Source organism: Salmonella sp. SAL04214 (assembly GCF_046550615.1).
Classification (GTDB): domain Bacteria; phylum Pseudomonadota; class Gammaproteobacteria; order Enterobacterales; family Enterobacteriaceae; genus Salmonella; species Salmonella enterica.
On record NZ_JBGDXT010000009.1, the window covers coordinates 160392 to 173030 of the forward strand.

The following is a 12639-nucleotide window of genomic DNA, read 5'->3' on the forward strand; positions in this document are numbered from 1 at the left end:
TTATTTACTGCCGTTTATTCCGAGTCGATCTCTTTGAGTTCATCCTGAATCGCCTGCGCGTTCGGGTTTTCCTGCGGCTTGAGTTTTCCGCCATTGGCGATAAAGTCATGACGCTGGAAGTACGCCTCGCGCACCATAATATAAGGATCGGAAGACTGGCGCAGCAAACCATCGGAGTCCAGCAACTGCGCGCGGGTTTCTATCCCTTCGATAGTCCATTTTCCTATGGACATTGGCCAGGTCAACCACGAGAGCACCGGATACAAGGTATCCGCCATATCCCCGCCATCTTCACGCAGCGTGAAGCTGCCGTAGAACGGAAGTTGCATATAAGGCCCATACCCCACGCCATAATGGCCCAGGGTACTGCCAAAGCGATGCGGTTCAACGCGCTGCAGCTTAGGATTCGCCATTCCCGCGACGTCAATAAAGCCGCCCATCCCTAATAAGGTGTTCAGGAAGAAACGGGTGAAATGCACCATACCCTGATAAGGATCGCCCTGCAGGAAATAGTTCACCATGATCGCCGGTTCTTCGAGGTTGCCGGTGAAATTACTTAAACCGTTACGCGCAGGCTGTGGAACATAATCACGCCAGGCGACCGCGACCGGCCGAACAACATACGGGTCCAGCACATTAAAGTTGAAGTTGTACATGGTGCGGTTAAACCCTTCAAATGGGTCTGAACGCCCCTGCTGTTCTGTACCGGAACTCGCACACCCGACCAGCAGTGTGGTTCCCAGCGCCAGCGCCGACAGGCGAAGCTTCATAGATGTCTCCCTGTGAATTATGGCTATCGCTGATTGCCATCCATGACGGAACGCTACCGTATCCGCCTGTTTAGGTGTGAGCGATTTTAACAGCACGTCAAACGATGTCTATATGCGCGATCTCATTGCTCTGAGCATAGCCTGGTAACGCAACAACGTGACGGCCCTATTCTAACGAAACAGATAAAAACGAGCGTGATCATTTTTATTTTTTCGGAGAATGCCCCGGCCTGGGTAAATGAAAAACCGCTACGCTTTATTAATATGTGTTAATCAGCAGAGATCATCATGGATAGCCTTAACGACGATAAAATTAACCGGCAAAGCAGTGACCTGGAAGTTGAAAGCGAAGAAAAACAAATCGGTAAAGAGATTGAAGTGGATGAAGATCGTCTTCCTTCCCGCGCCATGGCGATTCATGAACATATTCGCCAGGATGGTGAAAAAGAGATGGAACGCGATGCGATGGCTTTGCTCTGGTCAGCCATTGCCGCAGGACTTTCTATGGGGGCATCACTCCTGGCGAAAGGGATTTTTCACGTGCAGCTTGAAGGCGTTCCCGGCGGCTTTTTACTGGAAAATCTCGGCTATACCTTTGGTTTTATCATTGTCATCATGGCCCGCCAGCAATTATTTACTGAAAATACCGTTACTGCCGTATTGCCGGTAATGCAAAATCCCACTCTGAGTAACGTTGGCCTGCTGATGCGCTTATGGGGCGTAGTCTTATTGGGCAACCTTATTGGCACCGGGGTTGCGGCGTGGGCATTTGAATATATGCCTATATTTGATGAAGAGACCCGCGACGCCTTTGTCAAAATTGGTATGGAGGTCATGAAAAATAGCCCAACGGAGATGTTTGCCAACGCGATTATCTCTGGCTGGATCATCGCCACAATGGTATGGATGTTTCCTGCTGCAGGCGGGGCAAAGATTGTGGTCATTATTTTGATGACATGGCTTATCGCGCTGGGCGATACCACCCATATTGTCGTCGGTTCCGTTGAAATTTTGTATTTGGTTTTCAACGGCACGCTGCCCTGGAGCGACTTTCTCTGGCCCTTCGCCCTTCCCACACTTGCCGGAAATATCTGCGGCGGCACCTTTATTTTCGCATTGATGAGCCACGCGCAGATCCGCAACGATATGAGCAATAAGCGTAAGGAAGAAGCGAGGCTACGCGGCGAGCGCCTGGAACAGGAGCGGAAAAAAGCGGAAAAACAGCGCTGAGTGGCGACGGTTTAACCAGTCAGGCGGCGCTACACTTACTCCGGCGAATAAAAAACGCTATACTGGCGCCGCGTTGTCCCCTTAGTTAAATGGATATAACGAGCCCCTCCTAAGGGCTAGTTGCAGGTTCGATTCCTGCAGGGGACACCACTTTTCAGTTCTTCCTCGTTCGTTACAGTTCTAGAATCCCCTTAATAATCACTACTTATACCAAAAATAAGTTCTTAGACGTTCGTAGCAGATCGTTGACTACCGCACAATAATGCGGGCATATTGTGGGCACATGCTAAAATGACCACGGATTTATGCCCACATGCTCACGGTTAAGCAAATTGACGCAGCAAAACCTGCAGAAAAATCATATCGCCTTGCTGATTCTGGAGGCCTGTTCCTGTTCGTACCTCCATCAGGCAAAAAGGTGTGGCGAATGCGCTACCGGTTCGAAGGAAAGGAAAAGACGCTGGTCATCGGACCGTACCCGCAAATCTCGCTTACCGAAGCCAGGGCAAAACAATCTGACGCGAAAATGAAGCTGCTTGCTGGCGTGGACCCATCAGAACAGAAACAGGCTATAAAGAAGAAGGAAAAGGAAGAAGTAGCTGATTCGTTCGGTGATATCTTCAGGGAGTGGCATGCTCATAAATCGAAGGTATGGTCGAAAGGATATGCTGACGAAATGATGAACATGTTCACTGACGATATATTGCCGCTCATCGGGCATCTTAGAATGGAAGAGGTGGAGCCGATGATGCTACTGAAGGTGATCAGGCTATTTGAGGACAGAGGGGCGATGGAACGTGCTGATAAGGCTCGGCGCAGGTGTGGCGAGGTTTTCAGCTACGCAATAGTAACCGGAAGAGCTAAATATAATCCGGCTCCAGACCTTGTTGGGGCAATGAAGGGTTACAGAAAAAACAACTACCCTTTCCTCCCTATGCATCGCATTCACGAATTCCAGAGGGCGCTGAATGGGTATGGAGGCTGGGTTATAGGTAAGATTGCTGCTCAAGTTCTTCACTATACAGCAATGCGAACAGTGGAGTTACGTTCGTTGGTATGGTCAGGAATTGACTTTGAAAACAGGCTGATCACCGTTGACCCTGAAGTCATGAAAGGAAGAAAACTGCATGTCGTTCCAATGTCAGAGCAAGTTACAGCGCTTTTCAAATTCCTGCAACAAATCACCGGACAGTACGAACTTTGCTTCCCGGGAAGGAATGACAGGAAGAAGCCAATCAGCGAAAATGCCGTCCTTGGTGTAATCCGCGGCATAGGATATGAAGGGCAGACATGCGGACACGGTTTCAGACATCAATTCAGCACGGTACTCAACGAGAAGCACTGGAACAGCGACGCAATAGAGATGCAGCTGGCACACGTAAGCGGCGGGACGCGCTCAGTTTACAACCATGCTGCATATCTGGCTACCCGCAGAGAAATGATGCAATTTTGGGCGGACTGGCTTGATGAGAAGGTGCCATAAAAATGTAACAAAAGTCTCGCAAATCGGTTAAAAGTCTGTGTTTACCTATTTTTTATCACTCTCTTGCGTCACAGGTCGATCGTTCACTGCTCAAATGCTAAACTTCCGGCCTCCAAGAACTCATTGTTTTTTATAATGCTAAAGTTATTCGCTAAGTACACATCGATAGGCATCCTGAACACGCTCATACATTGGGTTGTTTTTGCAGTATGCCTCTATGGTTTGCATACAAATCAGGCGCTGGCGAACTTTGCCGGGTTCGTAATTGCTGTTTCGTTCAGCTTCTTTGCAAACGCCAGATTCACATTCAACGCATCAACCACAACTATGCGTTATATGCTATATATTGGTTTCATGGGAACATTGAGTGCTACCGTTGGATGGGTTGCAGATAAATCCGCATTTCCACCAATCATTACTCTTATCACTTTCTCCCTCATCAGCCTGATATGCGGATTCATTTATTCAAAGTTCATTGTCTTTAGGGATGCGAAATGAAAATCTCGTTAGTCGTTCCGGTCTTCAATGAAGAGGCCACGATACCAATTTTTTATAAAACGGTTCGCGAATTTGAAGAGCTGAAACCGTATGAAGTTGAGATTGTTTTCATCAACGACGGAAGCAGGGACTCCACTGAGTCGTTAATTAACGCTCTGGCACTGTCCGATCCGCTTGTCGTTCCCCTGTCATTCACCCGTAATTTTGGCAAAGAACCAGCCCTGTTTGCCGGACTTGACCATGCAACTGGTGACGCAGTAATTCCGATTGATGTCGATCTGCAAGACCCGATTGAGGTTATCCCTCATCTCATTGAGAAGTGGCAGGCTGGCGCGGATATGGTGCTGGCTAAGCGCTCAGACCGCTCAACTGACGGGCGCATGAAGCGTAAGACAGCCGAATGGTTTTATAAGCTGCATAATAAAATCAGCAATCCGAAAATTGAAGAGAACGTCGGTGATTTCCGGTTAATGAGCCGTGAGGTTGTCGAAAATATTAAATTAATGCCCGAACGCAACTTGTTCATGAAGGGGGTGCTCAGTTGGGTTGGCGGAAAAACGGATGTTGTTAAATATGCCCGCGCTGAACGCGTAGCCGGTGATTCGAAATTTAACGGCTGGAAGTTGTGGAATCTGGCACTGGAAGGGATTACCAGCTTCTCAACCTTCCCTCTTCGCATCTGGACTTACATCGGTTTAGCTGTCGCCGGTGTTGCATTCCTGTATGGTGCCTGGATGATATTCGACACTCTGGCGTTCGGTAACGCCGTGCGGGGGTATCCGTCTCTGTTAGTTTCAATCCTGTTCCTCGGCGGCATCCAACTGATTGGTATCGGTGTACTCGGTGAGTATATCGGAAGGATCTACATTGAAACCAAAGCAAGACCTAAATATATTTTGAAGAGGAAGAACAGTGTTAAATAGAAACACAGTAACTTTATATTCTATATTTTCGATATGTGTTTTCGCACTATGCCTTTATATATCCTTCAATAACCCAGTTACATCTGACGGAGCCTCTTTATTTTTAGAAGCAAAGGATATGGCGGATGGAAACATTCTGCTACGCGGATGGACGCTTTCAACCGTATCTTTTTATTTTACTGAAGCGATTTGGTATGCGATAGCAATCAGGGTTTTTGGCGACAGCATATACCTGATGTATGTGTTACCAGCCACATTTTATACGATTGCTATTGTGCTGGCCTTTGCACTGTCACGTACAGACGGGAAAAGAAAATGGTCAATCGCAGCGCTAATTCCATGCGTAATCATTTCCTCTCCGCTGGCATCAACCATGACACTGGAGACATGTGTACACGTTGGAACCATTATATTTGCTCTGGTTTGTTTAAATGTGCTTAAGTGTGATAGGCACACAACCACTAAACTGGCATGCGTAGGGACTCTCACTGCTGCATCTGTATTCAGTGACTCGATATTCAACTACTATATCACTATACCGATAGTCTTTGCTTTTGCTGCGCATGTATTGTTAAACAGGGACTTCAGCAAGTGGCGATATGTACTTGCAGTTATTATTGGTGTTGTCATAGCAAAGTCACTTGCTTTAATAGCAAATCATTTTGATTTACTAAACGTGCCAGGCACTCAGCCGCCAGCATTTGTTAGCTATGAGAATATTCCGTCCAACCTGAATCTTTTCATTGTTGGTATCATCCAGTATTTCGACGCCTTCATTTTTGGAAAGCAACTTTCTGCAAGCAATACACTGATATTCGGCAGATTTGCAGTGATGATGATTTGGTTGGCTCTTTTAGTTGTAGCTATCAGAAACAGGTTCAAAGAGACTTTTGTTGATACTGTATTGGCTATTTCCTCAGTATTGCTGCCAGTCGCATATGTAGCAAGTAATATGCCTGTAGACCTTGGAACTACAAGGTATCTGGTTTTCTCTTTTATTACTGGATCTGCTTTGATTGCTCGTTATCTCAATTCACAAGCCGATCAAAAACTCTATGCTTTTGCTTCAACTATCATACTGATTTTTATTTTCTTCCCAAGCGGGGATTACAAGCTACCCAATTCCAGAGTACAAGATATTAGTAACTTTGTGCGTGATAATAATCTCGGTGATGGTTACGGTACATACTGGGTTGCGTCTGCCGTTTCTCTATTTAAAAACGGCGACGTAAGGCCAGTCACGTTTACTGAAGAAAACAAAGCGGCTAGGTTAAACTGGCTGTCAAATAAAGCATGGTATGGATTTAAATCAAGGTATATCGTCACAGAGTTCAAGCATGATATTGATAAGATATTAGCGCAGTATGGCCGCGAAGGTCGTATAAAAGAGATTGATAATGCATATATAATTTACTATGATGACGCAAGAATATTCATAGAATAAAAAAAGGCGCAGAAGCGCCTTTCCATTCATCTTAAGAATTTATTACCGAATTATATCCAACCTGTGGATCCACCGTAACATTGTTAATTATCGCATTATCTGTGTTTTTCCAGAGACTATTTCCTGTAAACACTATATGCTCTCCATTGAGGTTGGCTCCAGTTTTTTGCCGAAACCTAGTCCAATCAAGATTTCCAAGTGTGTTTCCAGTAGCCGCAATACTATTGCAACTATCAAGAAAAAGGCCACTATTTTTATTTCCACTCAATACGTTTCCGGTAATGCTACCTCTGTTGCATCGATACAGTGAAAGGCCGTTATCAGTCCCTTCTACTATCTCATTACCAGTAATTTTAAAATCCATACAATCTTCAAGCAAAACTGAACTATCTAATCCGTCACTATCTCGTGGGCCACCAATCCAATTGTGATTAAGGTCCAATAACCACACAGCCAGACAGTGTATAGAGCCACTTAGGTTACTATCAAAATCACAGTTACTTGCATTTACGACCGTAAAGTTGAGCATGTTAATGTTATTTGAGTTACAATAAAGACCAACAGTTGCGTTATAAAAAAAGGTACATTGTTCAAAGAATACTGATGGTGTATGCACGACAACACAACCAGGACCTGCTGAAGTATCACGGAACGCACATTGCGAGAAAAATATAAATGTACCAATTGGCATCAAAAGATTAACAGGGTCATTGTAGCGCGTCTCAATTCTGCAACCGTTATTTTTCGCGCCATAAAAGGTGCATCCTCTTAAATTCCAGTTGCCAACTCCTTCTAAAAACATTCCGTTATAGCCACCAGATGTTGTGACATTTACTATATCAAAGTATTGTGTAAAACTGCTATGTATGGCCGTTGTTCCGCTTAATGGATAGACCGCTAAGTCTTTAATTACACCATTCTTTATCCTACTATCCCAGTTCTGCGCTGAAATTTCGATGTAATTACCACCGGTAACATCATCACTCATTTGTCGCAATACAGCTATCCCACCATTTCCTGAGATACAACCATTAACCAATATAATCTTTGTTGAATAATATTCTGCGGCTGGCAAAATGCACTTTTTTACACTTTCTGCCGACTCAATATACTGCTTATTATCAAACGCACTCCCGGCGTTCGGAACAACTCCAAACTCAGTTGCATCTCCCGGACCCGTGATACGTTTCCACGCATACGTAGAGCCAACCGCAATAGTGCCACCGTCGTCCGTTAAACCAGTTTTATCAACGCACTGAAATACTCCAGCACCATGACCTTGATACTCTTCATGCCAGCCTGTCAGGAGAGCGTAGTCTCCGATCTCATTTGAATCATCATCACGCATAGCCTGAAATGATTTGAATTTTAACTCAAGCTTCGCTAATTCATTATCATGCCTGTTCAATGTGTCATATACGTTACTGTCTTTATACCCTACTTTTTTAGATCCATCCGGCTCAGCCAGTTCTTGTCGGAGCTGATCTGGGTCATACTTCAATACGTTAGCAATATAATCAACCTGAAAACCATAGGCATCATAGATAGCCATGCTATGACCCTGAACGGTGACAATTTTCACCAGTTGACCGTTGTATACGATTTTACCGGCTGAGTTGATAATTAGCGGCTGAGCAATCTGGACGTGAGATCCATCCTCATTTTCAATGTATACGGGTATCTGATTAGCAGGATTAACCGGATCGGTATCTATCTTACCAATGTAAATTTTCCCATTAGCAACAGCTTTAAACGAACGGGATTCAGTGAAGATTGGACGAGGGTTAGAAACAACTACGTTGGCAGTGATATCTGTCATTTAATGTGCTCCAGATGCAATGAATCGCCGCAGCGTGTCCACGGTGAATTTTGGGCATAAAAACCCAGCCAGTGCTGGGTAGTTGCGTTGGTTATCTGTCAGTAGCGATATAATGAAGGAGGTAATTCTTTATTCTTCAACATTATCCATGCGGAAATACCGTTCTATCACCTACAACTTGCTTTGCTCCCCCTTGCGCTTACCTCATGGTATCCTGCACAAAACTAAGGAGGTTGGCGTGTTAGAAATAATAGTATTAGTTCTTGGTATAGCCTGTTGCGCACTCTATGCAGAGTTAGTTGCCCTCAAGAAAAAGGTTCAGGCATTAGATCACCCATATGAAATTGATGCAAAAATTGAACGATTAACGGAAGAGAATACACACTTAAAAAATTCCATAAGGACACTAACTGATGACAACTACAAACTGTCCAATGCACTGGCTAAGTGGGAAATAGTAAGTTATGAAAGAATGACGGACATGATTTTTTCGTCTTATATGGCTACAAAATCTCCTGAAACATCAGGAAAAGGAATAATTGCAGCTATTGAAAAGAGAATTAAATAGCCATCCATGGCGTTTAATCACTGCTGTGTTGCCTGGTTAGCCAGTAGCGGCCTTACAGCCGTAGCAGCCTGACTCAACGCTCTTTCATAGGCTGGCGTTCCTGCCTTAGTATTCGCCAGACGTAAGAGCGCATTCCTTGCCATAGGGCTTTCATAAACCCTAGACATAAGGCCAATTCCTGTTTCACCGGCCAAGAGAGCGCCACCAGTTTTTAGATTACCAATAACCCTTACTAAAGGCGCAAGTGTCATACCAGTTTTTGTCACAACATTGGCCTCAGATGCTCTTTTGGTAGCTTCGAGAATAGATAGCATCCCCTCTATCTCTTTTCCGTGCTTCCCGCCAAATACAGTTTTAAACACTTGACCATTTGCTTGTTTTTGCAGCTTGCCAAGCTCGGTCATCATTTTCTGAGGGCTGTCACCTACCTTGTCAGCTATTTTGCTGATATATGCAGCCCTTAGCATGTCTTTGCCTTTTTGATCGAGTTTCCCGTACAATCGAGCTATATCTGACCCATATTGCCCATAAACAATGGTATTTACAGTCTCTGGTGTTAAATCGCCTTTGTTTAGAACGTTTTTAAGTCGCGTCTGAGTTGCATGCGTTGCCATTTTTGCATAATCAGCTTTTCCTGCTCTCCATGCTGAAGCATCTTTTGGGCTAATTCCTTTCGCTATAGATTTACTAAGGCTATTGGTTAGCGAGTTATAGACCCTGTCTACCATTGTTTGCGACATTGATGGCAGAACTGTGCGATCGCCTTTTACGTCAATGCGGAACTGAGTTCTTAGCTTATCAAGTAACTCAAAGGCATCATCGCCACTGGATATCTCCTGAATGGCATTCTTGTAATCATTAAGAGCAGAAATGGTCTGGGTATCAGAAACACCTTTAAGTTTTCCAAGTTCGTTTACTGCGCCGTCGATAGCTCTTATGGCACCCCTTGTATCAACTGTCTTACCAACCATTCTACCTGACAGGTCGTTTAGCTTTGACTTGGCTAACGATTTTTCCCTTGCAACACCTGACCTTAGGCTATCAACTACTACCGATGGATCATAGTCGCCGTATTTTTCGGTGAAACGATTAACAAGCTTGGATCTGGCATCCTGCTGAGCAGCTCTCATTGGTCCAGTTCCAGCGATGACCCCCTCTGAGTAATCCTGCAGTTGATTGCCGAGCTTTGTTTTTGGAGGGACTACATCCGATGTCATAACTGGTACATCTGCCGCAGCGGCACGCTTGAGCAATTGCTGATCTGCAGGAGATATATCACCTCGCAGCGCTGTCACTCCCCTTCCTATCCCTTTTGCAACAGCCGATAAAGCCCCTTGCGCCACAAGGTTGATGGCGGCATTCTTTGCAACATTGCCAGCAAAATCACCTTGCTGATTAGCGGCCTCAGCGATTGACCCGATAGCCATATTACCCGCCACTCCAACCCCAGGGACAAGATACCCACCAATAGCCTCCCCTGCCTGAGCATATGGATCGGTCGGTCGGTCAACGGGGCGATACACGTCATCCAGCACTTTCGGGCCGCCTAACCCCTGACTAATTGCGTTAATGAGGCTCGCCCCACCCTGCAATACATCAAAAGGTATGTTTACCAGCCCGCGTCCAGCCTGCTCGGCGATTTGTCCTGCGCCCTGCCCGCCAGTCAGGAAATCACCGGCACGCTGCATTAATGATGGTTCTGTCTGCTGTTCTGCTGGTTGTGTTTCTACTGCCGATGCCTGCCCAGAAAAATACTCATCAATGGCGGCACCAATATCCTCAGTGCTTGTACCATCAGGAAAGGTGAATGTCTTACCGTTTGCAGTTACTTTCATCATTCCACCGTGAATTGAATGCCGGATTTAGACGTGTAGCTTCCTCCGACTGATTGCTGAGTCGCTGGCTGCTGCCTTGATGATTTCTGCCCACCATTACCAACATCAACGTTGTACTGCTGGTTATAATTGTTGGTGTATTCCTGTATCTCACGAATAGACTGCTGCATAGCCTCCGGGCTTGAGTAGTCAACTTGCGGCATCCCCTGAAAATACATCTTCGCTTCTGCAATGGTGTTGATACCGCTAGCGCCCATATCTCTTGCTGCTGCCACGCCCTGATTCTGCATTCTTCCCTGAATACGTTGTGCGGAGTTATATAACTGGCGTTGCTCTTTGCCTGTGAGTCGGCTGCTAACATCTGCACCAATTGCCGGATTTCCTGCTCCGCCAGTCATGCCAGTCATGAAATCGAGAGCAGAAGCATCTGCATTTGCGATTGCGTCAATGTCTTTCTTCATCGCGTAGTTCTGTGCACTTGCCGCAGACGTTGGAGGTGCAGCAATAGCACTTGCCGGTACGCGAACCATATTGCCGTTATCGTCAATGCCTTCGTAAAATGCATTCGCCCCTGCGCCGTGAAGTTTTCCGTCAATGTTGACTGTTCTACCATCTGCAAGCTGAACGACCCGATTCCCCTCAACTCCTGATATCGTTCTGGCGTTTGCCCTTTGCATTGCCAAATCCTGACCGCGGCGGGCTGTAGAGGCTGACATGTCTTGTCCGCGCATAGTAATATTTTGCCCGCGAGCCTGAAGTCCTTCCCCTGCTTTATTGCTGCGGATTGTTTCAGCAAGTCGACCTCGATCAATCTCGCGACCTGTCAACTTGTCCTGAATATCAAAATACTTTTCTGGTCCTACCGCGTGCATTCCAATAAGGTCTGTTAACTGCGTGAAGCCTTCAGGGCTTTGTTGATATGTCTGCCACGCCTGTTCAGGAGATACGCCAATTTGCTGCAGCGTATTCTGGTGAGTGGCAAGCTCTCGCATCACCGCTTCAGGCCCCTGAGCGGCGGCAATATTCAATCGTGCAGACATATCGCCCATCGCCTGATTTCTGTCAGCATCAACAAAGCCCATGCCCTGACGAATTGTTTCAATCTGGTCTGGATTGGTGGCTGCAAGTTGACGCAAGGCGTCCCGATCACCTGCCGCATAAGCCTGACCGAAAGCTTTTTGAAAGTCAGAAAGCCTCTGAGCAGCCTCATTCTGCTGTATTGCCTGGCCAACTGCGCCAAGCCCCTGAGCAAGTTGAACGCCTACATTTGGACGCTGGCTAAAGTCGTAGCTTGATAGTGATGGCTGCCCGGGAGCGTTTTGGTTTGCCACCTGCATTGATGGCAGACCAGCGAGTTGAAATGTAGCCACGATAACTCCTTAGAAGAGAGAGCCAAGCAATCCGATACCAGCACCGATACCAGCGCCCCATGGCGTGGAAGTACCTAACAGGCTTGCAATACCAGCACCGGCAAGTGCACCGCTCGTACCGCCGCTAATGGCGCTACCAAGCGTGGATTGTCCAGAGCCCTGAGAGCGGATAGCCGCCATCTGCTGTGCGAGATTTCCGGCGTTGTTGGCGTAGTTCTGACCTGCAGATGCCTGACCGGCTGCCGCAGACTGACCGACATTTAACAGGTTGCCGTAATTCTGCATCTGGCCGGAAAGCCAGTTTTGCCCAAGCGTTGGCGCTATTGCAGCCAGTGAATTTGTTGTTGCGGTAGAGCCTAATCCACCTGTAGCCTCAGCTGAATTTAGCGCCTGATATCTTAATTGGTCTGCCTGATTCTTGAATTGATTTGACCCGTAGTAATCATTCAGCGCATTACCCTGCCCTTCCAGCGTAGATAATTGCTGGATTTGCTGGAGAGCTGGCAATCCGGCTGCCGCGTATGGTGCAAGCTGCTCCATGACACGGTTAAACTGTTCGTTCTGAAGGTCTGCCGCATATTTTGTTGCCTGCGCCGCCTCCTTCTGACCGCTGCTGGATGAACCGCCCTTACCACCTTTTTCAGGCCAAAGAGGTTCCTCACCGCGCAGTTTCCTGCCCAGTGCAAAAATATTGCTCAT

The 12639-nt window shown here is 46.4% G+C and carries 11 protein-coding genes and 1 tRNA gene; 7 read left to right on the forward strand and 5 right to left on the reverse strand.

The window, feature by feature from the left end:
• Nucleotides 1-14: 14 nt before the first annotated feature.
• Nucleotides 15-770 carry a phospholipid-binding lipoprotein MlaA gene (gene mlaA / locus ACLJQD_RS16150; protein WP_000776787.1) on the reverse strand — a complete coding sequence of 252 codons (756 nt, stop codon included), beginning with the start codon at nucleotides 768-770 and terminating at the stop codon, nucleotides 15-17.
• Between the two features lie 288 nt (nucleotides 771-1058).
• Between mlaA and ACLJQD_RS16155 the strand changes: the two genes are divergently transcribed.
• The 6 genes from ACLJQD_RS16155 (at nucleotide 1059) to ACLJQD_RS16180 (ending at nucleotide 6348) form a co-directional block, all read left to right on the forward strand.
• Nucleotides 1059-2000 (forward strand): formate/nitrite transporter family protein, encoded by a 942-nt coding sequence (locus tag ACLJQD_RS16155; protein WP_017441448.1) that lies wholly within the window; start codon nucleotides 1059-1061, stop codon nucleotides 1998-2000.
• Nucleotides 2001-2075: 75 nt separating this feature from the next.
• Nucleotides 2076-2150, forward strand: a tRNA-Arg gene (locus tag ACLJQD_RS16160).
• A 163-nt stretch (nucleotides 2151-2313) separates the two neighbouring features.
• Entirely contained in the window at nucleotides 2314-3483 is a 1170-nt protein-coding gene (locus tag ACLJQD_RS16165; RefSeq protein ID WP_023199727.1) for a tyrosine-type recombinase/integrase, read from the forward strand.
• A gap of 135 nt (nucleotides 3484-3618) precedes the next feature.
• Nucleotides 3619-3981, forward strand: a complete 363-nt coding sequence (locus ACLJQD_RS16170; RefSeq protein ID WP_000915518.1) for a GtrA family protein — start codon at nucleotides 3619-3621, stop codon at nucleotides 3979-3981.
• Nucleotides 3978-4904, forward strand: coding sequence for a glycosyltransferase family 2 protein (locus tag ACLJQD_RS16175; RefSeq protein ID WP_410967620.1), 927 nt, complete (start codon nucleotides 3978-3980; stop codon nucleotides 4902-4904). The genes ACLJQD_RS16170 and ACLJQD_RS16175 overlap by 4 nt, the downstream gene beginning before the upstream one ends.
• Entirely contained in the window at nucleotides 4894-6348 is a 1455-nt protein-coding gene (locus ACLJQD_RS16180; protein WP_024137322.1) for a hypothetical protein, read from the forward strand. The genes ACLJQD_RS16175 and ACLJQD_RS16180 overlap by 11 nt, the downstream gene beginning before the upstream one ends.
• Before the next feature lie 31 nt (nucleotides 6349-6379).
• Here ACLJQD_RS16180 and ACLJQD_RS16185 read toward each other — a convergent pair whose 3' ends face one another.
• On the reverse strand, nucleotides 6380-8167 hold the full coding sequence (locus ACLJQD_RS16185) for a phage tailspike protein (protein WP_017441443.1): 1788 nt from the start codon (nucleotides 8165-8167) through the stop codon (nucleotides 6380-6382).
• Between the two features lie 238 nt (nucleotides 8168-8405).
• Between ACLJQD_RS16185 and ACLJQD_RS16190 the strand changes: the two genes are divergently transcribed.
• On the forward strand, nucleotides 8406-8735 hold the full coding sequence (locus ACLJQD_RS16190) for a hypothetical protein (RefSeq protein ID WP_023198770.1): 330 nt from the start codon (nucleotides 8406-8408) through the stop codon (nucleotides 8733-8735).
• 17 nt (nucleotides 8736-8752) lie between these two features.
• Here ACLJQD_RS16190 and ACLJQD_RS16195 read toward each other — a convergent pair whose 3' ends face one another.
• The 3 genes from ACLJQD_RS16195 to ACLJQD_RS16205 are packed head-to-tail and all read right to left on the reverse strand — an operon-like array spanning nucleotide 8753 to nucleotide 12639.
• Complete coding sequence (locus ACLJQD_RS16195; protein WP_024156488.1) at nucleotides 8753-10570, reverse strand: hypothetical protein; 1818 nt, start codon at nucleotides 10568-10570, stop codon at nucleotides 8753-8755.
• A complete protein-coding gene (locus tag ACLJQD_RS16200) occupies nucleotides 10570-11940 on the reverse strand; it encodes a phage DNA ejection protein (RefSeq protein ID WP_023198769.1) in 1371 nt (456 codons plus the stop codon). Before ACLJQD_RS16200 ends, ACLJQD_RS16195 begins: the two co-directional genes overlap by 1 nt.
• A 9-nt stretch (nucleotides 11941-11949) precedes the next feature.
• Complete coding sequence (locus ACLJQD_RS16205; protein WP_023198768.1) at nucleotides 11950-12639, reverse strand: hypothetical protein; 690 nt, start codon at nucleotides 12637-12639, stop codon at nucleotides 11950-11952.

Coding starts and splice junctions, on each gene's coding strand:
- mlaA (WP_000776787.1), bottom strand. CDS start 770: ATGAAGCTTCGCCTGTCGGCGCTGGCGCTGGGAACCACACTGCTGGTC.
- ACLJQD_RS16155 (WP_017441448.1), top strand. CDS start 1,059: ATGGATAGCCTTAACGACGATAAAATTAACCGGCAAAGCAGTGACCTG.
- ACLJQD_RS16165 (WP_023199727.1), top strand. CDS start 2,314: ATGCTCACGGTTAAGCAAATTGACGCAGCAAAACCTGCAGAAAAATCA.
- ACLJQD_RS16170 (WP_000915518.1), top strand. CDS start 3,619: ATGCTAAAGTTATTCGCTAAGTACACATCGATAGGCATCCTGAACACG.
- ACLJQD_RS16175 (WP_410967620.1), top strand. CDS start 3,978: ATGAAAATCTCGTTAGTCGTTCCGGTCTTCAATGAAGAGGCCACGATA.
- ACLJQD_RS16185 (WP_017441443.1), bottom strand. CDS start 8,167: ATGACAGATATCACTGCCAACGTAGTTGTTTCTAACCCTCGTCCAATC.
- ACLJQD_RS16195 (WP_024156488.1), bottom strand. CDS start 10,570: ATGAAAGTAACTGCAAACGGTAAGACATTCACCTTTCCTGATGGTACA.
- ACLJQD_RS16205 (WP_023198768.1), bottom strand. CDS start 12,639: ATGAGCAATATTTTTGCACTGGGCAGGAAACTGCGCGGTGAGGAACCT.